The organism is Xanthobacter autotrophicus (assembly GCF_030015065.1).
GTDB lineage: Bacteria > Pseudomonadota > Alphaproteobacteria > Rhizobiales > Xanthobacteraceae > Xanthobacter > Xanthobacter autotrophicus_D.
Genome location: NZ_JAIVFN010000040.1, coordinates 1 through 24,249 on the forward strand (window position 1 = coordinate 1; position 24,249 = coordinate 24,249).

The 24,249-nt window shown below is 67.6% G+C and carries 15 protein-coding genes, 1 tRNA gene, 1 pseudogene and 1 CRISPR repeat array; of the genes and pseudogenes, 12 read left to right on the plus strand and 5 right to left on the minus strand.

The annotated features are described in order from the left end of the window. Positions 1-154: 154 nt before the first annotated feature. From K9U40_RS10365 to K9U40_RS24810, 7 genes and pseudogenes are all read left to right on the plus strand, one after another. Positions 155-1,675: an ArnT family glycosyltransferase gene (locus K9U40_RS10365; RefSeq protein WP_282890119.1), complete on the plus strand. Its 1,521-nt coding sequence runs from the start codon at positions 155-157 to the stop codon at positions 1,673-1,675. Continuing rightward, on the plus strand, positions 1,672-2,130 hold the full coding sequence (locus K9U40_RS10370) for a GNAT family N-acetyltransferase (protein ID WP_414114996.1): 459 nt from the start codon (positions 1,672-1,674) through the stop codon (positions 2,128-2,130). The genes K9U40_RS10365 and K9U40_RS10370 overlap by 4 nt, the downstream gene beginning before the upstream one ends. A 181-nt stretch (positions 2,131-2,311) precedes the next feature. Beyond that, the gene (locus K9U40_RS10375) at positions 2,312-3,022 is read left to right on the plus strand and encodes a glutathione S-transferase N-terminal domain-containing protein (protein WP_282890121.1); all 711 of its coding nucleotides are present in this window, start codon (positions 2,312-2,314) and stop codon (positions 3,020-3,022) included. Between the two features lie 82 nt (positions 3,023-3,104). Beyond that, the gene (locus K9U40_RS10380; protein WP_282890122.1) at positions 3,105-5,027 is read left to right on the plus strand and encodes a tetratricopeptide repeat protein; all 1,923 of its coding nucleotides are present in this window, start codon (positions 3,105-3,107) and stop codon (positions 5,025-5,027) included. Between the two features lie 152 nt (positions 5,028-5,179). Next, positions 5,180-5,271 (plus strand) — tRNA-Ser (locus K9U40_RS10385). Between the two features lie 298 nt (positions 5,272-5,569). After that, positions 5,570-6,154, plus strand: a complete 585-nt coding sequence (locus tag K9U40_RS10390; protein ID WP_282890143.1) for a phage integrase central domain-containing protein — start codon at positions 5,570-5,572, stop codon at positions 6,152-6,154. Positions 6,155-6,233: 79 nt separating this feature from the next. After that, positions 6,234-6,404, plus strand: a pseudogene (locus K9U40_RS24810) (IS5/IS1182 family transposase); the annotation flags it as partial. Positions 6,405-6,428: 24 nt separating this feature from the next. Further along, positions 6,429-7,917: direct repeats of the CRISPR family, unit length 36 nt; unit sequence GTTGCCGCTGGACCACGATCTCTGAGCGGCTATCCT. 72 nt (positions 7,918-7,989) lie between these two features. On the opposite strand, the gene cas2 reads toward K9U40_RS24810, so the two are convergent. The 5 genes from cas2 to K9U40_RS10415 all read right to left on the minus strand — a co-directional run bounded on the left by cas2 (position 7,990) and on the right by K9U40_RS10415 (position 15,006). Continuing rightward, positions 7,990-8,328 carry a CRISPR-associated endonuclease Cas2 gene (gene cas2, locus K9U40_RS10395; protein WP_349239428.1) on the minus strand — a complete coding sequence of 113 codons (339 nt, stop codon included), beginning with the start codon at positions 8,326-8,328 and terminating at the stop codon, positions 7,990-7,992. Next, the gene (gene cas1 / locus K9U40_RS10400) at positions 8,325-9,248 is read right to left on the minus strand and encodes a type II CRISPR-associated endonuclease Cas1 (protein WP_282890123.1); all 924 of its coding nucleotides are present in this window, start codon (positions 9,246-9,248) and stop codon (positions 8,325-8,327) included. The genes cas2 and cas1 overlap by 4 nt, the downstream gene beginning before the upstream one ends. Positions 9,249-9,260: 12 nt before the next feature. Next, complete coding sequence (gene cas9, locus K9U40_RS10405) at positions 9,261-12,533, minus strand: type II CRISPR RNA-guided endonuclease Cas9 (RefSeq protein ID WP_282890124.1); 3,273 nt, start codon at positions 12,531-12,533, stop codon at positions 9,261-9,263. 540 nt (positions 12,534-13,073) lie between these two features. Continuing rightward, positions 13,074-13,826 carry a GNAT family N-acetyltransferase gene (locus K9U40_RS10410; protein ID WP_282890125.1) on the minus strand — a complete coding sequence of 251 codons (753 nt, stop codon included), beginning with the start codon at positions 13,824-13,826 and terminating at the stop codon, positions 13,074-13,076. A gap of 145 nt (positions 13,827-13,971) precedes the next feature. Next, a complete protein-coding gene (locus K9U40_RS10415) occupies positions 13,972-15,006 on the minus strand; it encodes a GlxA family transcriptional regulator (protein WP_282890126.1) in 1,035 nt (344 codons plus the stop codon). 143 nt (positions 15,007-15,149) lie between these two features. Here K9U40_RS10415 and K9U40_RS10420 point away from each other — a divergent pair, with 143 nt between their 5' ends. The 5 genes from K9U40_RS10420 to K9U40_RS10440 all read left to right on the plus strand — a co-directional run bounded on the left by K9U40_RS10420 (position 15,150) and on the right by K9U40_RS10440 (position 24,237). Further along, positions 15,150-16,196, plus strand: a complete 1,047-nt coding sequence (locus tag K9U40_RS10420; RefSeq protein ID WP_282890127.1) for a class I SAM-dependent methyltransferase — start codon at positions 15,150-15,152, stop codon at positions 16,194-16,196. Positions 16,197-16,614: 418 nt separating this feature from the next. Beyond that, positions 16,615-17,811, plus strand: a complete 1,197-nt coding sequence (locus K9U40_RS10425; RefSeq protein WP_414114997.1) for a lytic murein transglycosylase — start codon at positions 16,615-16,617, stop codon at positions 17,809-17,811. Positions 17,812-18,601: 790 nt separating this feature from the next. After that, a complete protein-coding gene (locus K9U40_RS10430) occupies positions 18,602-20,068 on the plus strand; it encodes a porin (RefSeq protein WP_282890128.1) in 1,467 nt (488 codons plus the stop codon). A 527-nt stretch (positions 20,069-20,595) separates the two neighbouring features. Further along, positions 20,596-21,819, plus strand: a complete 1,224-nt coding sequence (locus K9U40_RS10435; protein ID WP_282890129.1) for a porin — start codon at positions 20,596-20,598, stop codon at positions 21,817-21,819. 228 nt (positions 21,820-22,047) lie between these two features. Then, complete coding sequence (locus K9U40_RS10440; RefSeq protein ID WP_282890130.1) at positions 22,048-24,237, plus strand: OmpA family protein; 2,190 nt, start codon at positions 22,048-22,050, stop codon at positions 24,235-24,237. Positions 24,238-24,249 lie beyond the last annotated feature (12 nt).

A 24,249-nucleotide genomic window follows, 5' to 3' on the forward strand; every position in this document is an offset into this window, starting at 1 on the left:
GGCAAGCGGGAGAGGGGCACCGGGGGGCGGTGCATGGAGCGGCCCGCTCGCCGGCCCGGCCAAGCCGTCCGCGCGCCGGCGCCGGCCGCCGCACCCCGAAGGTGGCGCCGGCTGGTGGTCGCGGCTATAGAGGCCCGCGCATCAGGAGTGTCCCGTGACTGACACCTATCTCCACCGGGAGGCCGACGCCGTCGCGCCGAAAGCCGTTCCGTTCTGGGCGCGGCAGGACGGCGTCGCGGTCATCGTCGGCGCCTATATGGTGCTGCACGCCGTCATCGCCACCGTCTTCGAGATCGCCGTCAATGCCGACGACGCTATCGAGAGCTATCTGGTCCAGTCGCTGGAACTGTCCTACGTCCCGCGCAACCCGCCGTTCTTCGACTGGCTGCTGTGGGGCCTCCAGCAGGTGGTGGGCACCGACCGCCTCTCCTTCGCCCTGCTGCGCTACACGCTGCTGTTCGCCTGCGCCATGCTGGTCTACCGCATCGCCCGCCGGGTGATCGCGGAGCCCCGCCTGCAGGCGCTCGCCACCTTCTCCCTCTCCGCCATCTGGGTGATCGGCTATCACAGCCATCGCATCCTCACCCATTCCAATGTGATGATTGTCGCCATTGCCGGCGCCTTCCTCACTGTCGTCGCGCTGGCCCGCAAGCCCTCCGCCGGCCTTTATGCCGGGCTCGGCGCGTGGATCGCGGTGGGCATCCTCGGCAAGTTCGGCTTCGTCGCCTTCCTCGGCGTCCTCGCGATCGGCTGCCTGATCGAACCGACCTACCGCAGGGTGCTGCTCGACCGGCGCATCCTCGTCACCCTCCTCGTGGCGGCGGTGCCGCTCGGCATCTATGGCTGGGCGCTCTGGCACTACGGGCAGAACGTGGCCCAGGCCACCGCCCAGACCATCGGCGCCACCGGCGCGGGATGGGACGCGGTGCTGGCCTCGGTGGTGGGGGCGCTGGCGGGCTATGTGCTGCCCCTCGCCGCGCTGATGGCGCTGGTCTTCCTCCCCTACAACCGGGGCGAGGGGGCGCTGCCCGACGATGGCGAGCGCGGCGCCGCGCGGCGGGTGCTGCGCACCGTGATCGTGCTCGGCATCGTGATCACCCTCGCCACCACCTTCGCGGTGGGCACCACGAACCTGCGCGACCGCTACTTCCACGTCTTCCTGCTGCTGCTGCCGGTCTATCTGTTCGCGGAACTGGAGCGCCTCGGCGGCTGGCGGCCGCGCGTCGGCCTGTATCTGGGCGTGCTCGCCGCCATGGCGGTGGGCGTCATGGCGGTGCGCGTCGCCGTGCCCCTGTGGCCCGATCCGCGCCTGTGCGGGCGCTGCGTGGCGGCGGAGCCGCTGTACAAGATGCAGTTCGGCGTTTCCGCCAAGCTCGGCACGTCGCCCACCCTCGTCGCCGACGACCGCTTCTCGGCCGGGCGCCTGCGCGCCGCCATTCCCGGTGCGCGGGTGGTGGTTTGGTACGAGGACCAGTATCGCCCGCCGTCGCGCCCGACCACGGGATGCGCGCGCATCACCGGCATCGCCAACGGCCTGCCCCGGCTGCTGCTGCCGCCGGCCGACAAGAACACCATCGAGATGGCTGTGAAATGGTGGTCGCCAGCCATGAATCCCCATCGCTGGAGCGACTGGCAGATGACCGTCCTGTCGCCGGACGATCCCCTGTGCCGCTGACGGGCCTCCTGATCCGCCCGGCCCGGCCGGGAGACCTGCCGGCGCTGGTGGCGCTGTTCGCCGCCGACGCGCTCGGCGGCCACGGCGACACCTGCGATGCGGCGGCCCTCGACGCCTACCGCGCGGCCTTCGACGCCATCGCCGCAGATCCGCGGGCGACGCTCTATGCGGCCGAGCTCGACGGACGGGTGGCGGGCACCTTCCAGATCGTGCTGGTGCGCAGCCTGCCGGGGCGCGGGGCCCTGCGCGCCTTTCTGGAGGCGGTGCAGGTGGACGCGGCGCTGCGCGGCCGTCGCATCGGTGAGGCCATGGTGCGCTTCGCCATGGCCGAGGCCGGCCGTGCCGGCGCGGCGAGTCTTGCCCTCACCTCCAACAAGGTCCGTACCGGCGCCCACCGATTCTATCGCCGGCTGGGTTTCGCCAACTCGCACGAGGGCTTCAAGATCGAGCTGTAGCCGGCGTTTCCCTGGCCTCGGCGGCCCGGGACGGCATGCCCGGTGGTCTCCCCCTTGCCCTCGGGCGGGCTCCTGTCTACCTCTAGCCCTCGGCCGCGGGACCGGCCTTTGACACGAAGAAGAGACCGTTTGCCGGCTGGATCGCCAGATGATCCGCCGCAGCGGGCTCCGGGAGCGCATCATGGCCGCAGTCCAGTCTTTGCCGATCGAGCTTTTCTACTGGCCCACCCCCAACGGATGGAAGATCACCATCATGCTGGAGGAGTGCGGGCTGCCCTATGCAGTGAACCTCGTGAACATCGGCAAGGGCGACCAGTTCAAGCCGGATTTCCTCGCCATCTCCCCCAACAACAAGATGCCGGCCATCGTCGATCCGGATGGTCCGGGCGGGCAGCCCATCTCGGTGTTCGAATCCGGCGCCATCCTCCAGTATCTCGGCCGCAAGACCGGGCTGTTCTACCCCGCCGACGAGCGCGGCCGGGTGGAGGTGGACCAGTGGCTGTTCTGGCAGATGGGGGGCCTTGGCCCCATGGCGGGGCAGGCGCACCATTTCCGCATCTATGCGCCGGAGAAGATCCCCTATGCCGTCGAGCGCTACACCAACGAGGTGCACCGGCTCTATGGCGTGATGAACACCCGCCTCAAAGACCGCGAATATCTCGCCGGCGACTATTCCATCGCCGACATCGCCTGCGTGGGCTGGGCCAAGCTGTGGGAGCGGCAGGGCCAGCACATCGAGGAGTTTCCCCACTTCAAGGCCTGGCTGGAGCGCGTCCTGGCGCGGCCCGCCGTGCAGCGGGGCCTCGCCGTGAATGCCGAGGAGCGGGCCAAGGTGGACCTTTCCAAGGACAAGGACGCCCAGAGCGTGCTGTTCGGCCAGCGCGCCCGCTGAGCCGGGCACCGCGATCCGATCGCCGCGTGAGCCGGCAATGCTATAAGGGTGACGCCGACTGATTCCGCGGCGAGGAGCGCCCATGGCCGAGGACGAGCGCGCCGCATTTTCCCGCGCCACCGCATTGCACCGGGAAGGCCGCCTTGACGAGGCGATCGAGATCTATCGACGCTTGTTGAAGGCGCGCCCAGGGGTGTTCGAGGTGGAACGCCTCATCGTGTTCGCCGAGTTGCAGGCGGGACGGACCAAGGAGGCCCACGCCGTGGCCCGCCGGGCGAAGCAGGGCCATTCCGGCAATCCCCACGCCCATGTGCTGCTCGGCGCGACGCTTCAGGCCGAACGCAAATGGGACCGGGCGCTTGCTGCCTTCGAGGCGGCTGCGAAGCTCGATCCGGGCCTGGTCGAAGCCCACTACATGGCGGGCAACGTGCTCGCCAGCCTCGGCCGCGACGCGGAGGCCGTGGCGCGGTTCGACAAGGTGCTGGCCCTCGATCCCCGTTTTCTGGAGGCCATCGCCAATCGTGCGCAGGTCCGCGTGCGGCTCGGCCAGGAGGCCGAGGCCCTCGCCGATTTCGAGCGGCTGAGCGAGCTCCAGCCCTGGGAGCCGGCGCATTTCCTCGCCAAGGGGGCGCTTCTGCTGGGCTTCGGCCGCGGCGCCGAGGCGGCACGGGCGGCGCAGGCCGCCCTGCACCTCAAGCCCGATCTTGCGGACGCCCATTTTCTCATCGGCCAGACCTTCAACGCAGCCGGGGACCTGCCGGCCGCGCGGCTGGCCTTCAGCGCCGCCCTCGCCGCCGCGCCGGATCGGTCCGCCTTCCGGCTGGCGCTGGCGCAGGTGGAGCATCAGCTGGCCGAGCGTGAGGGAGCCGAAGATGCTCCGTGCCCGGTCGAACCCGAGGCGCCCGGCTCCGGTAGTCCGGCCGATGCTGCGCCGGATCGGGGTGACGCGGGGCAGGCGCCGGTCGATTTCGACGTCGCCCTCGCCGTTACGGAAGAAGCCGTGGCGGCCGTTCCCGTCGCCCCGTCACCGCTGCCCCTTGATCCCGCTCCGCCGGATGGGGGCATTGTTCCGGAGCATCCGGCTGCGGTGGAAGTCCCCGGCCCGTACGCGCCGGACTATCTCGCCGCAGGGCGCTGGGCGGAGGGCTGGGCCGCCCTTGAGGCCGAACGGGTGCTCGCCGCCTCGGCGCAACAGCCGTTGCCGCTGCCGCGTTGGGACGGGGTGGAGGCGCCCTCGACCCTGATCGTGACCGCAGAGGGGGATCTCGCCGACCTGATTCTGTTCGGCCGTCTGCTGCGGGTGCTGGCTGACCGGAAAATTCCCGCGCGCCTGCTGGCGGAGGCGGAGCACGTGGCGGTGCTGTCGCGCATCGACGCGCGCGTTCCGGTGGCGGGCGACCTCGCCGGGGTGGACGTGCGCGATCCGCACCTGCGCTGGGTGCCGCTCGTCGGCCTGCCCGGTCTTGTGGCGCCGGATCCCCACGATTGGCCGCATCCGCCCTATCTCCTTGCCGATCCTGCGCGCATCGCCCGCTGGAGGGACCTGCGGCCGCAGGGATTTGCCGTGGGCATCGGCTGGAACGGCGATACCGGCCTGCTCGCCGCCTTTGCCGAGCTCGCGGCGCTCGACGGCGTGGCGCTGCTGAGCCTCGAGACGGGCCCCGCTGCGGAGGCCGAGCTCGCCGCGTCGGCGTTCGGCGGGCAGGTGGCGCGTCTGGTGCCGGACTGGGACAAGGATGGCGCCCTGACCGATACGGCCGCGGTGATCCAGCATCTGGATCTGGTGGTCACGGGGGAGGGGGCGCTCGCCCATCTGGCCGGTGCCCGAGGCCGCCCGGGCGTCGTCGCGGTGGATGCCGCGGCGCACTGGTGCTGGGGTCGCGAGGCCGGCGCGAGCCCCCTTTATCCCTCGCTCGGGCTTGTTCGCGGCCGGCGCGGCCACTGGTCCGATGTGGCGTCGCACCTCGCCGCCGCCGTCGCCGTGCGGCGGGATGCCGGGCGCTGATCCCCCGCCGGGCCCTGCCCGGGCAGGCTGTGCGGCGAGCGGGATGGGGTCTGTCTGACCCGCTGTCTGATCTGCCGGTGTCACATTTCCGGAGGGTTGCGGTGCCGGATGCCTTGCAAAGGGCGCTTGGGTTCGGCATAGGGAGACGTGCTGGAGACGTGGCCGAGAGGCTGAAGGCACTCGTTTGCTAAATGAGCAGACCCCCAAAAGGGTCTCGAGGGTTCGAATCCCTCCGTCTCCGCCATTTACCCCTTCCGGACAGTTCACCGACGAACCAGAAAGCCCTGAAAAACAAAGGGTTTCCGGAAATCTTGGGAAGCCTTGGTATCACTGAATTACGCTGGATTTTAGTCCTACGTTGAGGCTGGTGTTGGGGCGAAATCGTTGGGGGCGATCCCGCCCCAACGATGGGGGTTCCAGCATGGCACTCGCGCTGAATCGCCTGACCGCACGTCAGGTTCAGACGATCACCAAGCCCGGCCGGCACGCTGACGGCGGGGGGCTTGTATCTGGTTGTCGATCCATCCGGAGCACGCCGATGGGTGTACTTGTTTCGGTGGAAAGGCAATCCGTCGCAGCCGGGGACCGGCCGGCTACGGGAGCTGGGCTTGGGCTCCTGCAAGGCGGTCAGTCTCGCGGAGGCGCGCGAGGCCGCCGCCGAGGCGCGAAAGATGGTGGCCGCTGGGGTCGATCCCATCGCCGCGAAGCGAGCGGCGGCGCGGCCCGAGCGGAAGGTACCCACCTTCGCCGAGGTCGCTGAAGAGCACATCAAGGCAATGGAGCCGGGCTGGCGGAACGAGAAGCACGTCGCTCAGTGGCGCACGTCGCTCAGCGTCGAACGGGGCGAGGACGGCGCCCTGACCGACAGCGGCTACTGCACTTCGATTCGCGAGAAGCCGGTGGATGAGATCGACACCGCTGCGGTGCTGGCGATTATCACGCCCCTCTGGCAGGCGAAGGCCGAGACCGCTTCGAGAATTCGCGGTCGGATTGAGAAAATCCTCGATGTGGCGAAGGCGAAGGGACTGCGCTCGGGAGAGAGCCCGGCGCGATGGCGCGGCCATCTGGAGTTGATGCTGCCCGCCCGCCAGCGGCTTCAGCGCGGCCACCACGCGGCCATGCCTTAGAGCCTGACCCAAAAGGTCGTTGCTCTTGGCGAGGTTGCGTGATTCACCGGTTCTGCGAGGTTTGGAGCGGTGATTTGTGATGTGGACGGCGGAGCAGCAGGCAATCCATCGTCGGGAGAGCGGGCGCTTTCCGAGCAATCTGACGGAGGCGGAGTGGCGGCATCTCGCCCCGCTGATCCCGCCGGCCTCGCTAGGTGGACGGCCACGCAAGACCGGCATGCGGGCGGCCATGAGCGCCATCTTCTACCTGCTGCGCACCGGTTGGGGGGAACGGGTTGCCGCTGGACCACGATCTCTGAGCGGCTATCCTGCGCTCTACTCCAGGGAGAACGTGGACTTCGTTGCCGCTGGACCACGATCTCTGAGCGGCTATCCTGGAGAATAATAGACACCCATTTCCCGCTTGGTTGCCGCTGGACCACGATCTCTGAGCGGCTATCCTCGTCGGCGCCGGCCTCAAGCGCCCCACAGAGTTGCCGCTGGACCACGATCTCTGAGCGGCTATCCTCGGCACCGACAACGGCATTTGGCGGCGCATGTTGCCGCTGGACCACGATCTCTGAGCGGCTATCCTAACGTTGTTGTCCTCGAGCTTCTCACGAAGGTTGCCGCTGGACCACGATCTCTGAGCGGCTATCCTCCACGACAGCAGCTTGCCGATGGCTGCGTCGTTGCCGCTGGACCACGATCTCTGAGCGGCTATCCTACCGTGCGAGTATTTCCAGACGCGGACGGTGTTGCCGCTGGACCACGATCTCTGAGCGGCTATCCTATTGGCGGTCGTGGTTCCCGGCTTGGGGCTGTTGCCGCTGGACCACGATCTCTGAGCGGCTATCCTGCAAGGCGTCAAGGTAACCTCACCGGCGCGGTTGCCGCTGGACCACGATCTCTGAGCGGCTATCCTTCGGCTTGGTGATGGGCTCACCGTCGAGATGTTGCCGCTGGACCACGATCTCTGAGCGGCTATCCTCAACCCCCATGTTGATGAACCGCGTTGCAAGTTGCCGCTGGACCACGATCTCTGAGCGGCTATCCTCGCTTCTGCGGCCACGAGTTCACAGCGCCAGTTGCCGCTGGACCACGATCTCTGAGCGGCTATCCTAAAGGTCGGCATGTCCGCCTCGAATGCGATGTTGCCGCTGGACCACGATCTCTGAGCGGCTATCCTCACCTCGGATATTTCGAGAGCTATGCGTCTGTTGCCGCTGGACCACGATCTCTGAGCGGCTATCCTTGCTGTCGAGATAGGCGAAGGCGACGCGCTGTTGCCGCTGGACCACGATCTCTGAGCGGCTATCCTTCACGCGAATTGCTCGACGTCCTCGCCACCGTTGCCGCTGGACCACGATCTCTGAGCGGCTATCCTCGGTCATGCTGCGGCCGTAGCCGCCGGCAAGTTGCCGCTGGACCACGATCTCTGAGCGGCTATCCTCATGCCCTGGTAGTTCGGCATCGCCCCGCCGGTTGCCGCTGGACCACGATCTCTGAGCGGCTATCCTCGGTGTCGTCCCACCAATCCCCGCCCACCGGTTGCCGCTGGACCACGATCTCTGAGCGGCTATCCTCCGGTCCAAGCGTACCGGCGCCAAGCTGAAGTTGCCGCTGGACCACGATCTCTGAGCGGCTATCCTCTTGGTCACCTCCTTCTCAGGCTGCATCGTGTTGCCGCTGGACCACGATCTCTGAGCGGCTATCCTGGTAGTCTGCGAGACCACAAACCCCATGGCGTTGCCGCTGGACCACGATCTCTGAGCGGCTATCCTCGATCTGCCGCCATCCCCTTGATACCAAAGGGGATGGCGGCAATCAGGACGGCCTGAAAATGCGGCATTCCGTCAGAACAAGGCCAACTGGTCGGGATTTTTGCGGGGACGCCGCCGGCGCTGGCCCGAGAAACGGACGATGTTCTCATACTGCCGGTCCGTGAAGGTGAGGATGTGGATCTCGCCCTGTTCGGGCAAGTTCGATTCGATGCGGCGCATGTACGCCTCGAACTGCTCCTTGCCGTTGCAGAAGCGCGCATAGACGGAAAACTGGCTTTTCTCGAACCCTTCGTCGAGCAGAAACTGCCGGAATTTTGTGGCGGCGTGCATCTCCGCCCGGCTGCCCACCGGCAGGTCGAACATCACGAAGATCCACATGAGCCGGTATCCGCTGAGTTGCGTGGCGGTCATCGGACGAGGGCCCCGAGCCCCGCCAGTTCCAGCCGCGATGGCGGGCGCGGCAGCACGAGTTCGGCGGACCGTCCGGTCTGAAATGCCGTCGCCAGCGTCTGGGCCGTACGCTGGGCGGCGCCCGCCACGGTGGTGGTGCCGCCCTCCACCGGCAGGTCGAGGGCGATGAGGCTGGCGAAGGCGCGCTTGGCCTCGGGCGTCACGGTCTCGATGCCGGCCGCGACCAGCCTCAGGGCCAGCGCATCCACCAGAGGGCGCAGCGGCTCCACCAGATCGTCGGCCAGCGCGAAGGCGTTGGTTCGGTTCGCATGGTGGATGCCCATGGAGGGATGCAGGCCCGCCGCCACCGCCGAGCGCGCGCACAAGGATCGCAGAACCGTATAGCCGTAGTTCAGCAAGGCGTTTACGCCGTCTGCCTCCCGATCTCGCCGGAAGGCTTCGCCCATCAGCAGGGGCCAGTAGCGCCGCGCGGCCTGGGCTTCCACGTTGTCCGGATCGCCCGAGCGCACCTTGCGGGCGAGCAGGTCGAAGGCCGAGGCCGAGACGCCGCAGGATTCAAGCACCGCCGCCTGCCAGGAGATCTTGGCGACGATCACCTGTCTCCAGAGCTGCTTCAGCAGCGGGCGTCCCGCCTCGAGCTGGGCACGGATGCGGGCGTTCTGCGCATGGTGGCCTTCAAGGGGCAGACATACGGCGACGGGGGCGTGGTTGGGGCCACACAGGAGCAGGATGGCCCCGCGCTCGGCCAGCGCGACCACCAGGTTGGTGGTCCAGGTGACACCGTGGGCATGGATGATGACCGCGCACACGTCGTCGAGGGGAATGCGCCCGACCTCGCGGCGCTCCTCGCTCACCACGAGGAAGCCCCGGTGGGCGGACAGGTGGCGGCCATCGGTGGCGATGTCGACAATCCGCTCCATCGCCTCCCTCTGTTATTCCGCCGCTTTCGAGGCCGAGGCCGGTTTGCGGGCCGGGAAGCCCGGGTCGAACACGCGCCCGGCCTCATCCACGCGGACCTGGCGCGCCTTCAGCTTCTTCAGGCCTCCGGCCGTGGGGGAAGTGTATTCGAACGGGTCGTCGGCGTTCTTGGAGCGGGCGCGCAGGTCCCCACCCTCGTTGAGCGGGACCAGGGTGACCTGACCATTCTGCCAAAGCTGCAAGACTTTCATGAGACGCCGCTCGCCGGCGGTCTCGACGGCGAGAATATCGTCCTTGTGCAGGCGCAGCACTTTGCGCGCGGTCGGGCAACCGGCCTTGATGCGTGAGGCCCAGCCGGGCTGGTGGGCCTCGAACATGGAGATCACCTCCGGCACCCATTTGCCGTCGGGCATTTCCCAGACGTCGCAGCGATAATTGGAATCGCCCTTGTAGCCCTTGTAGGCCACACCCTCGCGATCCCGGATGGGGATTACCGACAGGGGCTCGACCACCCGCACGCGACGGATGTTGCGGAACTGGAGCGGACCAAGCTCAGGGAATTGAGCGAGTCGCCGCTCGAAGTCCTTGCCTTCGCGGCCTCGGGTGAAATCGCGCAGGGCGGCGCGTAGTTCGGGATCACGCACGCGGCGTTTGCCGGATGCGTCGTCGGCCTCCAGCTCCGCGGCCTTCAGGGCGCCGAGCGGGACGCGATGCACTACGTCATCCGGGCGGCCGTCCTTGACCAGGCCATAGGCCGTATCGTTATGGAGGCGGCCCGCCGTCTGGTCGCGGCCCTTGGGAAGGCCAGCCTTGGAGGCCGTGCCGTGGTCCGGCCGGTGGCTGACCACGATGGCGTTGACGGCGGCCTTCAGGTCGTCGCGGAAGGTGGGCCAGGGATCGGGCACAACCACCCGTTCGGCTCCCTCCCTGCCTTCCTCGCCGGAGACCCTCGCCATGCGTTGCAGCATGCCACGGTCGAGAATGCCGATCACGGCAGCATCGATGGCGTGGTGGCGATGGTCCAGGCGGTTCTTGGGCTGGTCCGCGCCGCCGCCGAAATTGTGATCCGGCAGCAGGCTATTCAGCCCGAGCTTGCGGCGCACCAGCTCGGTGAGGCGCCCCGTGGCCACCCACACCCGGCCAGAGCCCTCGCCGGTATCGGGATAGAGGGCGGAAAGATACTGGCGCGCCATGCGCGAGAGATATTGCGTGTCCACGAGATGGCGGGCGATGAAACCCTCGCCCTCGAATTTCTTCATGGCATCGGGCTCGAACCGCCAGCGCTTCTCCTTGGACAGGCGGCTTGCCAGCTCGGCGATCTGGGCCCAGCGGTCGGTGTGGCCCCAGGCCTCGAAGGGCGCGCGTTTGCGCTTCTCGCGGTTGGCCTCCCTCAGGCACAGGATGCGGTTGGCGTTGGAATCGTCCAGCGTCGCATCGAAGGGCAGGATGTGGTCCACCTCCACCTTGTCCGAGAACAGCATGTCCATGGAGATCTGCGCGCCGGTATAGATGCAGCGCCGGTCCAACACATTCTCGCGGTTCAGCTCTTCCCACAGCTTCAGCCGGGCGCGGTTGGCTCCAGTGTCCGGCTGCCCCAATTCGGCAAGCTTCTTCGAGCGCTCCTCGGCGTCACGGCGGTTCCTGGTGTTCTCGCGGTTGCGGCGCTGCTTTTCGTCGTCGGTCAGCTTCAGTTCGCGGGCAAGCTCGATGACGATGCCGTCCGGTCGGCCGAACCGGCGCACAAGCGCATTCACCAGCCGCCGCAGCTGGTTGAGGCCGATATGCACGGTGGGATTGGTGAGCCGGCCGATACGCATCTCCTCCGGATCGGAGGGCTCGGCGGTGCCGGGCATGATGTGCTGCTCCAGCACCTCGCCATAATAGGGAAGCGCCGCGTTGCCCTTGTCGTCGGTGAAGATCTCCCCGGTGCGGAAGTCGCTGTGGTGGCCGAGCCCGGCCTTCGCCACCGCCTTGTCGTAGGTGATCACCTCCGCCTCAAGGGCCGCGATCAGGCGGGTCGTCGCGGTGAGGCCGAAACGGCCGTAGCCCTGCGGCAGCCGGACACCGGAAACGGCCTTCGCCTGCTCCGGCGTGAGCTGCCAGGCGCTTTCGAGCCAGGCCCTGAGCGCGGCTTCGTCCTCCTCCTCCTGGACGCGGGCGATCACCTGCCATTGCGCGTCGGGGGCAAGATGCTGCCAGCCCGTACCGAACCGGCTCTTGTGGCCGAGCAGGGCGGCGACTTCGTCGCCCTTCAGATCGCTACGGTGCTCGCTTTCCTTGTTGAAGCGCGCATCGGGGTCGAGCTTCAGCGGCTTGCGCAGCTTGTCGAAGGAGACCTTCGCCTTGTTCTTCAGTTCCAGCAGCAAGATGTTGCGCTGTTCCAGCGTGAGGACTTCGGCCTTTTCGCCGGCCCGCACCACCATGAGGGCATTCACCTCCTCCAGCAGCCGGCGGCGCTGGAACAGGGGATGCGCCTTGGGCAGCCGCTCCTCGCCGGGCACCAGCGTGCAGGTGCCCACCTTGGGCCGCTTGAGCGGGCGCTGGTGGAACACGATCTCGAACAGGCGATCATGCACCTGCGGGGTCAGCACACCCGGATGATACGGCGCCTGCGCCTGCCAGATGGCGTCGAACTCCTCCTCCAGCAGATCCCGGCCGGGATAGAAATCATAGCCGTCGCCACGGGCATTCTCCTCCCGCTCCGGGCGCAGGCGGGTGCGCACCGAGGGGATAGCGTTCGAGTTCGCCGCGCCGGCGCGGCGCATATGCAGGAATTCGCCGAAGGTGCGGGCGCCGTCTCCCTCCATGGCAGTGCGCAGGCGATCGATGCCGATGGCGATCTTGCCGGCGTCATCCTCGGCGCCCCGGTCGGTTTTGCGGTTCGACTTGAACCCCCGGCGCTGGTTGATGTGGAACAGGGCGCGGCCGATCTCGTGGAGGGTCAGTGGGGCATCGAGGGCGCGGGCGCGCAGAGCGAAGGGGTCGCGGCCTTCCAGCGCCTGCCGGGCGGTGGCCTCGGCCGGGAACAGGCCGTCCAGCTCCAGATGCTTCAGAAGGGCAGCTTGGCGCTGCTTGAAGCGGTCGCGCCGCCGCCGCATGGCGCGGGCGGCGCGGCGCTCCACCGCGAGCGGCGTGCCCTGCTGATCGCCCCGGCTGGGCGCACGGCCATCCCCGAACAGGCGAACGCCGGCGGCGAGGATGGAAACTGGCGCCCCATTCTCCTCAAGGGCAAGGGCACACCAGCCGATGGAACCGGCACCGAGGTCCAGGGAAAGTCGCCAAGCCACCTGCATCCTCCAATTGCACATATAAATTGATTGCAACCAAAGATGGCGATCAAGATCCGCAACCCTTGTGGAACCGAATATGAGCCGGGCGGAAACCCTTCTCGTGCCGGGGTCGCCATCCGACGTGCGCACGACACGCCGGAGCCACCACCATAGCGAGCATGCGCTGAAGATCAAGGCTAACTCTGATCACATTAAACGCTTTCGCTCACTCGGCCTGCGGCCTATATTGCGGTCAGCGCCCTGGACGTGATCAGAGTTATTGCTTCTGGACCACGATCTCTAAGACCGAGCTTGACTGCGATCTCCATACCGCTATCCTGAAAATACAGAGATCGTGGTCTGGCGGTTAACAAGCAGCCAGTCTGCACCAGATAAGGGCAGCGCTCCGGCGCTGCCTTTTTTATTTCAATCCATTGCCCCGATTGGTCAGACTGGCGAGCGCCCTGGCATCCACGCAATCCGAGAGCGGCGCAAAGCTCATTTGCACTCATCTGGAGTATGGCGCACGGCAGGCAATACGGCTCTTTCTACGGCTATTCAATTCGGACGGCTCGGTCGCTGAAGGTCTGGAAGTGGCGCGCTCCCGGATCTGGACGAGCCTCCATCAACCACCTCCACGCGCAGGGAACAACATATCCGGGAGCTTCGGGGGATGGCACCGAGGCGATGAGTCCGGGGCATTCCGAATCGTATGACGGAACTTGGGCTGACGCGCTCCACGCGCGCCAAGATGTGCGTGTCATACACGCCATCCTGGCAAGGGGAACCTGCTGCGCGTTCCCCATTGCATCCTCTCCGGCCTGGCTTTGGCAATGGTCGCCAGCGGCAGGAAGAGCTGGAGCGGCCGGTAGCTGAAGGCAACGAAGCTGAAGCGGGCGAGAACGCGGTCGCCCCCTCGTCCTTGGCATCCACCGCCAGCGCATAAACCCCCGTCTCGGCCCGCAGCGCCCGCTCGGCCGCATCCCACAGCAGAGTGGCGCCGAGCTTCCTGCCCTGGAATGCTTGGTCCACCGCGAGCCGGCCGATGCGGGCCACCCGGACCACTGGATAGCGTGGCAGGCGGCGGGCCAGATCCTCGGGAGTGTCCTTCAGCGCCACGTCGCCGGCGGACAGCGTGTAGAAGCCCGCCACCGCCTTCGCGCCCTCGGCGCAGGCCCCATAGCAGAGCGCGGCCCGGCGCTTCATGTCCTGGGTGGCCTGCTCCCTCAGATGGCGGTCGAGCACGAAGGTGCCGCAGGAAAAGCCCGTGCGGTCATGGGCGGCGCTCAAGACCTCGATAGTGAACGCCACGCTCACTCCGCGTTCAGGATGAGCGAGGGTCGCGGTGCTGATCTGCGAATGTCATGGCGCGCCGCAGGCGGCGGGCCTTGAGACCGGGCCGCCGGCGGGCGGAGGCCGCTCCAAGGCCAGGGCGGCGCGATGGGCCGTCGATGACCTATAGGGGCGACGTGAAGGGAGCCAGCAGCGCTTTCGGGGGGCGAAGGGTGCGGCGGTAGGTGCTGGGCGTCATCCCGGTCATGCGCCTGAACAGCCGGCGGAACGACGCCTCGTCCTCGTAGCCGACCTGGTGCGCGATATCGGAGGCTGTGGCGTCGCTGGTTTCGAGGATCTGCTTTGCCTCCTCGATCCGCAGCGTCTGCACGTAAGCGAGCGGCGAATAGCCGGTCGCGGCCCGAAAGCGCCGGTCAAAGCTGCGCTTGGGCAATCCCGAGCGCTGGACGAGCTCGGCGATGATGCTCTGGCGCTCGTAGTTCCGGGCAATCCAGTTCTGGCACTCGAGGATGACCGCATCGCCGTGCCTCACGTTCTGGATCATCGAGACGAAGGGGAGCTGGCCGTCACGGTGCCATTGGTAGAGGAAGAGCTTCGACATGCGGATCGCTTCCTGCGTGCCGCCATGCTTGGCGATGAGCAGGAGCGCGAGGTCCTGCCAGGAGGAAGCTCCGCCGGCACAGTAAAGGCTTTGGTCCGGACCGGTCTGGACCAGGATGCGCTCGATGCGGAGGCGGACTTTCGGATAGTACTGGTCGAAGATCGGTGCATAGGTGAAGTGCGTCGTCGCCTCGTGGCCATCGAGGAGGGCGGCCTCGGCGAGCACGATGGCGCCGCCGCAGGCGGCATAGATCTGCGCGCCCCCTTGGTTCATGCGCCGGATCCAGTCGATGAGGTCACGGTCGAGGTCGCGCGGCGACTGCCCGGCCCCGATGATGACGTTCGGCACGAAGACGATGTCGGTCGACGGCGTCCCGGCGATGGTGTCCTGGGGCACGATATGCACGCCGGTGATGAGCTGGAGGGGCTGCGTATCCACGGCCAACAGGCGTGGCTCGAAGAGGCCGTCCGCAGAGCCGCCCGGGACATGCTCCCACTGCCGCCCCGCGGCCCAAAGCGTGTCGAAGACCCCATAGATGATCGACGGATCGCATTCCCTGAAAACCGGGATGCTGACCCGAATTCGCGGCCGGTTCATCAATAAACCCCGTTCGCGAGCGCTCCCGGGTCCTGGCCCAATTCGCCCGGACCCGGCCATTCTGCCCCTCACCCTGCTGTTTTTACAAGGATAGCACAGACCCGACGGCGCGGTGGGCGCCGACCTATCCTGGAGCAGGGACGATGGACGTGAACATGGAGAAGCTGCAGGCGCTGCTGGCCACGGTTGTGAACGAGCTCGGCGCGGCGTCAAACGCGGCTCTGGTCATTCTGGGCGACAAGCTCGGGCTCTTCCGGGCGCTCGCTGAGGGCGCCGCGACGCCGGACGAGCTTGCGGCCCGGACCGGCACCTTCGAGCGCTATGTGCGTGAATGGCTCTGCGCCCAGGCCGCGTCCGGATTCGTGAGCTACGACGCGCAAACGGGCCGCTTCGCCCTGTCGCCGGAACAGGCCGCGGTGTTCGCCGACGACGACAGCCCCGTGTCCATGGTCGGCGGCTTCAGCATGCTCACGGCCGTCTATCACGATGAGCCCAAGCTCGCGGAAGCCTTCAGGACCGGCAAGGGGATGCACTGGGGGGAGCACTGCAACTGCCTGTTCTGCGGCGTGGAGCGCTTCTTCCGGGCCGGCTATCGGGGGCACCTCGTCGCCGAATGGTTGCCGGCGCTCGACGGCGTGGTGGAGAAGCTCAAGCGTGGTGCGCGTGTCGCCGATGTCGGATGCGGCCACGGCGCCTCCACCTTGCTGATGGCCGATGCCTTCCCCAACTCGGAATTCGTCGGCATCGACTATCATGCCGGCTCGATCGAACATGCGCAGCGGCTGGTGGAGGGGCGCGCGAATGTGCGCTTCGAGGTCGGCCGCGCGCAGGACTTCGAGGGGCGCGACTTCGACCTCGTGACGCTGTTCGATGCGTTGCACGACATGGGGGACCCGGCAGGCGCCACCGCGCACATCCGGCGGGTTCTAAAGCCCGACGGCACGCTCATGCTGGTCGAGCCCGCGGCAGGCAACTCCTTGGCGGAGAACCTCAATCCCGTCGGACGGGTCTATTATGCCGGATCGACCCACATCTGCGTGCCGACAGCGCTGAACCAGGGCGAGGGCGTCGCGCTCGGCGCGCAGGCCGGGGCGCGGCGCATCGAAGAGGTGGTTCGGGCCGGAGGCTTCTCGACCTTCCGCCAGGCGGCAACGACGCCGTTCAACATGATCCTCGAGGCGAGGCATTAGCACGACTTTGGCAGAAGCGGCAGCAGATGCGTCCGCTCTATGTGGCAGGGCTGATCGGTCCGGGCGAGCGCAAGAGCATCGAGCCCGGGGCCGAGCGCCCTCGCGGCCCGATCCGCTCGCGCCGGCGAGGTGGAGGACCGGCCTTGCGCCGGAGATCGGCGGCGTGGGTCCGCTGTTTTGTTCGCGCCCCTCCTTCGATGCCCGTCGGGGCGGATCGTGGATGCGCCGCGGGGCAGGGCGGTACGCCGGCCGCGTTCACGGCGGTGCCGCCCCGTGCTAGCCTGCGCGTCGCTCGGATCGCATCGCGGTCTGAGCGGGTAACACCTTCTCCTTCTTTAAGTCGGAGACGGATTCACCATCCCGAGATCGAAGTGTGAGCGCTTCCTTGCGATCAGGTTGCCGCACCCTCCTCCTTGCCCTGCTGCTTGCGGTGCCGGCCTTCCAGGCGCCCGCCCGCGCGGCCGACGCTGCCTTCGCGCAATTCATCGCCTCCCTGTGGCCGCAGGCGCAGGCGGTCGGCGTCTCGCGCGAGACGTTCGACCGCGAGACACGCGGCCTCGAACCGGATTACAAGCTGCCCGATCTGGCCCTGCCGGGGCGGCCCGCGACCGGCGCCTCATCCCAGGCGGAGTTCGTGCAGGTGCCGGCCACCTACGTGAAGGAAGCCACCATCGCGCGGCTTGCCGCCGAGGGCCGGCGGCTGATGCAGAAGCATCGGGCGGCGCTCGATCGCATCGAAGGCCAGTTCGGCGTGCCGGGGCCGATGGTGCTGGCGCTGTGGGGCCGCGAGACCGATTACGGCCGCTACACCTCCCCCCATGACACGCTGCGCGTGGTGGCGACCCAGGCCTATGTGGGCCGCCGCAAGGAGCAGTACCGCGACGAATTCATTCTCGCGCTGAAGATCCTCGATGACGGCGCGGTGGCCCGCAGGGATTTCCGTTCGTCCTGGGCCGGCGCCACCGGCCTCACGCAGTTCCTGCCGTCCGAATACTACAAGCACGGCGTCGATCTCGACGGCGACGGCCGCGTCGATATCTGGCGCTCGGTGCCGGACGCGCTGGCGTCCGCCGCCAAGCAGCTCGCCGACAAGGGCTGGCAGCCCGGCTTGCGCTGGGCCTACGAGGTCCGTGCGCCGGCCGATGCCGACTGCACCCTGGGCGTGCCCGAAGCGCAAAGGCCCATCGGCGAATGGCTGCGCGCCGGCTTCGCGCCGGTGCAGAAGATCCCGGCCGCCGAGCAGGGCCAGCCGGCTTCGCTGCTGCAGCCCGAGGGCATCTATGGTCCGTCCTTCCTTACCACGGCGAACTATTTCGTGATCAAGCAGTACAATTTCTCCGATCTCTACGTGCTGTTCGTCGGCCATCTCTCCGATCGCATGGTGAGCCCGCAGCCCTTCGCGACGCCGTGGACGGCCTCGACGCAGCTGCGCACGGCCTCGGTGGAGGCGATGCAGAAGCATCTGACGCGCATGGGCCTTTACCGGGACAAGATCGACGGCAAGGCGGGGATGCAGACCCGCGCCGCGCTCGGCGCCTACCAGAAATCGGCCGGGCTGAAGGTGGATTGCTGGCCGAGCGAGGCGGTGCTGCGCGCGATGGGCGCGGCGAGATAGCCCCCCGCTCGACGCCTTCGGCGGTCCGGCTCCCCGCTATCCCTGCGCGCAGTTCCACGGCTCCTGCCGTGCGTGGGGCACCTGCCGGCGGGGGCGCAGGGCGATCCGGCCCCGCCTGCTGCTGTCCCTTGCGAAACGATTCGATCTTACAACCCCGGCCGGACCTTCCACACCGGGCCGTCATTCCCTGCGCCTCCTCCGGTCAGCCCGCCGATCGGATGTGACGCAAGGGGATGTTGCCGCGATTCTCCCGGCGCGCGCGATCGGCGATGGCACGGCCTTCCGGCAGGAAGTCGTGTCGCCGCACCGCCTAGCGGCGAAAATGGCACACTTTGCGCTGTCCAGATTCCGCCACAGGAGAGCCCGGATCAGGTGCCTCCCCGGGCATGCAACCCATGAGCCGGCTACCTCCGGAAAGACCGGATGATCCGGTCGCGTCAGGCGACATCCGATTACGGAAAAACTTATTATATATCAGCATATTAATAAGGATTCGCCAACCTCAGGCAGGAAGTTCATTGCGGTATTATAGTGAGTAATGACCGGCGTGCCATTCCTGCAACACTCGGCGGAAAAGCGGCTGCTGGGTGACGTGAACGGTACCGTTACGATTGATCACCGTTTGGCCTTTTGTATGTTGGCCTTGCGACGAAGGGGGGCAGTCCCCGGTCGCCCACTGTGTGTTCGGGGGGTCTGAGCGCGCAGTGGGAAATCGGGGCAAGAACCCTCTCGGGGTGCAGCCGCACCGGCGAAGCGGAACTCGCTCCCTCGATCAAACTTGGAGGTCAAGATGAAGATGGTGAAGAGCCTTCTCCTCGGCAGCGCGGCGGGTCTCGTCGCGGTCGCTGGAGCCCAGGCCGCCGATCTGCCTGTGAAGGCGAAGGCTGTCGAGTACGTGAAGATCTGCTCCGCGTATGGCGCCGGCTACTACTACATTCCGGGTACCGACACCTGCATCAAGATCGGCGGCTATGCCCGCTTCGATACCTATGTGAATGCGGTCGGCACCTTCAATCCCGCGATTGCCTCGCCTGCCGGCACCGCCTTCAGCGGTCCGGGCGTGGCGAACTTCGGCTATCCCTTCAAGGATGCCGACGACAGCGACTACCTGACCCGCGTCCGCGGCGTCGTCGACTTCGATGCCCGCACCGCGACCGATTACGGCACCCTGCGCTCCTACGTGCGCTTCGGCGCCGAGTGGAACTCGCAGTCTGGCGCCAATGCCGGTCCGTCTTCGGGCGTGTACTTCGAGCGCGCCTTCATCCAGTTCTCCGGCTTCACGTTCGGTTACACCCAGTCGTTCTTCGACACGGGTCTGAACTACATGCTGACCACCCCGTATGCGGGCTCCAACACCTGGACCACGCTTGCGGCCTACACCGCCCAGTTCGGCAACGGCTTCTCCGCCACCCTGTCGCTCGAAGACGCCGCCAACCGCACCACCGGCGTGCAGCTGGCCGGCTCCACCACCCAGCCCATCATCGGCACCAGCTCGGTTGGCTCGGGCCTCGGCTACACCAACTACCAGGCCGGCCAGCAGGCGCCCGACATCGTCGCCAACCTGCGCATCGACCAGGCCTGGGGTTCGGCCCAGCTCTCCGGCGCGCTGCACCAGGTGCAGGTCACGGCTCCGCTCTATGCGGGCTTCTATCCGGGTCTCGAGGCCAGCGACAGCTGGGGCTGGGCCGTGGGCGGCACGGTGGAGTTCAAGCTCCCCTTCATCGCCGCGGGCGACAGCATCTTCTTCCAGGCCGGCTACGCCGAAGGCGCTGCCAACTATCTCGGCCTCTCCGGCACGGCCCAGGGTCGTTCCGTGGGCGTCGGCTCCATCGACCTGAGCCAGGTTGGCACCGGCATCTACGGCAACGGCGCGTTCTACACCGTGGCCGATGCGGTTGGCACGAGCCTCTGGGGCGACTACTCCCTGACCAAGGGCTGGAGCATCCAGGGTCAGTTCCGTCACTACTGGACCCCCGGCCTCCGGTCGTCGATCTACGGTGGTTACGTCTCCTACGAGGTGCCGGACAACATCGTCGCGGCCTTCGACTTCAACCTGTGGCAGGTCGGCGTGAACACCGTCTGGTCGCCGGTGAAGAACCTCGATATCGCGGCTGAAGCCCTCTACACCAAGGTCGATGGCTCCACCCCGCTCGGCTACTACTCGTCGGTCACCCCGTCGGGCGGCAACACCTACTCGCTCGTGGGCGGCTCCACCGACATCTGGTCGGGCGGCGTGCGCGTGCAGCGTAACTTCTGATCCTCGCCTCGGCGAAGATTTCCGAAAGGCCCCGGCGGGAAACCGCCGGGGCTTTTCTTTGTCTGAACTATATATTACGCTGCGTCATCAGATGATTTATCTGGAATTGTAATAATCTAATAGTGCGCCTGCGGTATTCCAATTGGTCTCGCATTTTGCCATTGTGGTGAGCGCAAATGTGCAGTGCGCGTTGCAGGCACGAAACCGGGCGCTCGGCTTCACGACACATGACTGTCGGATATGGAGCGTAGTTATCCGCCTCGCGCAGGGGCCGGATTACGGCGTCGCGCGTCACGGACACCTGACGCAGCCTGTGTCGTGCCATCTGCATGCCGCGACAAATTCGATCCGGTCACGTCTTCCCTTGCAAGGGCGGAATGGCGACGATACAGATACATTATATCGTTATGGGGGACTCAATCGTGCGATCCAACGCTTCTGCCCGGCTCCGCTCCAAGGTTGGCGGTCCCAAGGTTGGCGCCTCCCGGAGGCCGGTTGCCCTTGCGGCGCTCGTCGGGCTGGCGTCCGTGGCAGGCGCGATTCCGGGCGCGCGGGCGGCGGATCTGCTGACCGTCAAGGCGAAGGACGCCTACATGCGGGCCTGCACGGCGCAGGGCGAGGGCTTCTATTACATCCCTGGCACCGACACCTGCATCCGCGTGGGCGGCTATGCCTGGGCGGAAGGCTATTACAACACCTATACCCAGTATCCGGTGGAGAACGACGAGAGCTATTCCATCGCCACCGGCGGCCTCATCCTCGATGCCCGCACCGAGACCGAATATGGCACCCTGCGTTCCTATTTCGAGGCTCGTTTCCGCTGGCGTACGGCAGACCCGTGGTCCGACGGTCCGAACAAGAGCGAGGTCGAGCTCTGGAACGTGTATGTCCAGTTTGCCGGCTTCACCTTCGGCCACGCCCAGTCCTTCTTCGATTTCTATGCCAATGCCAACGTCCTCGGCACGGACCCGGCCACCATCGGCGACGACACGCGCATCAACCTCATCGCCTACACCTACGAATTCACCAAGGGCCTCAGCGCCACCCTCTCGTTCGAGGATGCGGCCGACCGCCAGTCCGGCACCCTCGCCGCCGATCCGGCAACCTTCACGGACGAAGACTACCTGGCCGGGCAGAGCGTGCCGGACGTGGTCGCGAACCTGAAGTATGAGGGCGAGTGGGGCTCGGTGCAGCTCTCCGGCGCGCTTCACCAGGTCAAGGCGGTGTCGCTGCTGAACACCATCTCGTCCACCGACTCGGACTGGGGCTATGCGCTCCAGGGCGGCATCATGTTCAACCTGCCCATGCTCGGGGAGGAGGACACGCTCTATCTCCAGTCCGCCTATGCGGACGGCGCCATGTCCTATCTCGGCCTGCAGGATCCCTCGGGCAGCTATTCGCCCCCCGATGCGTTCCTCAGCCTCACCGGCCTCACCCGCGTGTCGGGCTGGAACTTCACCGCCTCGCTCCTGCACAATTGGAACGAGAAGTGGAGCACCGCCCTGTTCGGCGGCTATGCCGCCTACGACTTCAACGACGCCTGGGCGCAGAGCTTCTACGGCGCCTCCGGCGGCGTGAACTACAATCTGGGCGGCTATCTTGCCTTCGCGCCGGTGAAGCACCTCACCATCGCGCTCCAGTACGACTACACCTACAATTCCGCATCGAACTTCCTGCCGACGGACTTCTCGCCCGCCCTGTCGTCGGTCGATGCCAATCGCGTGCTGCTCTTCGTCTCCCGCGATTTCTGACGCCGCGGCGCTCGTCCCGTCCTCGTCCCCACCCCACGCGCCATCCTCCTGCCGGAGGGTGGCGCGTTGTCCGTTGCGGCGGCGGGATGGGCGCATGGACCCGGTGCATCGTCCTCGGAAGGCTTCCGGTTGGTCGCCGAAATGTGCTGAACTCCCGCCACCGATGGCTGGCACAGGCGTGGTCGGCCGGGCCGCGCGCACCGGCGCATGAGAGGGAGGCAGGAGCGGATGGCTGCAGCGGATGGGGACGGACGCAGGCCGGAGCAAGCGCCGGGCAAGGCGCGCAAGGGCGTGTGGCCGCTGGTCCTCGGCCTCGTCGCCTTCGCCCTCCTGTGCGCCTTCACCCTCGCCGCCGCCCGCGGTCCCATCGAGGCCGATCTCGATTCGGCCGCCGCCGACATTCTCGCCCGCACCGGGGAAGGCTGGGCCTCGGCCCGCTTTGCGGGGCGCGATGCCACGCTGGAAGGCGAGGCGCTGGCGGAGGAGGCCCGGGCCAAGGTGCGCGCCTCTCTCGAGGGCCTGTTCGGGGTACGGGTGGTCCGCGACGAGACCACCATCCTGCCGGAACGGCGCCCGTTCACCTTCAGCGCGGTGAAGGACGGCCGCACCATCGCCCTGGACGGCTACGTACCCTCGGCGGATGCGCTCGCCCGCATCGTCGCCGCGGCCCGCGCCGGTGGCGACCAGGTGGCGGGCCAGGAGCGGCTGGTGCGGGCGCGCGGCGCGCCCCCGGGGGATTTCGCCGCTCTGGTGACGTTCGGCCTCGCGCAGCTGAAGAAGCTGCCCTCGGGGCGCATCACCCTCTCGGACGGCGCCATCGGCATCGAGGGCCGCGCGCGCGACCTCGCGAGCTACGATGCGCTGGCCCAGACCATGCTGGGGCCGCTGCCGGATGGCATGGTGCTGGCGCGCTTCGCCGTGCGCCCGCCGGTGGCCTCGCCCTTCTTCTGGTCGGCGGTGCGCGATGGCACCGTGCTGCGCCTCAGCGGCTTCGTGCCCTCGGCGGAGGCGCGCAGCGAGGTGGCCGCCGCCTTGTCGTCGGCCGTGCCGGGCATCGGCATCAAGGACGACACCCGGCTCGCCGATGGCGCGCCCTCGACCGACCTCTGGCTGAAGGCGGTGCGCTTCGCCGGCCAGCTTCTGGCGCAGCTTCCGGAAGGCCGGGTCACCCTCTCCGACAGCGCCATCGCGGTGGAGGGGGCGGTGCCCAGCTTCCCGGGCTTCGACCAGCTTCTGGCCCAACGCCGCGCGCCGCCCGACGGCTTTCAGATCACCCGCTTCGCGGTCGAGCCGCCGCGCGCCGCCCCCTTCACCTGGCGCATCGAGCGGTTCGCGGAAGCGGTGCGGCTGTCCGGCTACGCGCCCTCGGACGAGGCGCGCCGGCTGCTGGTGGATGCGGCACGCGCCGCTTTCCCCGGGGTGCAGGTCTCCGACGACATGCAACTCGCCTCGGGCGGGCCGGCGCCCGAATTGTGGGCGAGCGCGGCAAGCTTCGCCGTGGCCCAGCTCGTCAAGCTGGGGATCGGGGCCGCGGATGTCGCCGGCACGCAGGTCACCCTGTCCGGAGAGGCGGCCGATTCTGTCACCTTCCTGTCCGTGATGCAGGCGGTGAAGACCCCGCCCGCCGGTGTCAGCGCGGTGGCGGAGGCGGTGCGCCCGCCCACCATCTCTCCCTATGTCTTCTCGGTGCGGCGCGAGGCCGATGAGCTCACCGTCTCCGGCTTCTATCCGGATGCCGCCGCCCATGCCGCCATCCGCGCGACGCTGGAGCGCGACTTCCTGCGCGAGAAGGTGAACGACGTGTCGGCCGTGGGCGGCGGCGCGCCGGATGGTTTCCTGCCCGCCGTGCTGGCCGGGCTGACCCAGCTGTCGCGCATGGGCAATGGCGAGCTGAGCCTTGCCGACGGCCAGCTGCGCCTCGCAGGAACCGCCTTGACGCCGGCCGCCGTCGCCGAGACGGATGCCGAGCTGAAGCGGGCGGTGCGGCCGCCCTTCATGGTGGAGACCGCCATCGAGCCGGCCATCGCCCCGCCGCCGGCGGACACCGTGGCCTGCGGCCGGCAGGTGGGCGAGTTGCTGGCCCGCGGCACCATCCGCTTCGCCAGCGGCAGCGCCGAGATCGACCGGCAGAGCCGCGGCCTCGTGGATCGCCTCGCGGTGGCGCTGAAAAGGTGCCCGGGGACGGTGGTGCGCATCCTCGGCCACACCGACGGGGTGGGTGACGCCGAGTTCAACAAGCGCCTGTCGGAGGCGCGCGCCAATGCGGTTCTGGCCTATCTCGCGGCGGCGGGCATCGCCTCCGACCGGCTGAGCGCGGCGGGCTTCGGTTCCGGGCAGCCGCTGGCGCCCAACGACACGGAAGCGGGCAAGGCGCTGAACCGCCGCATCGAGATCGAGGTGAAGGAGCGCGCGCCGTGATCTATCTCACCC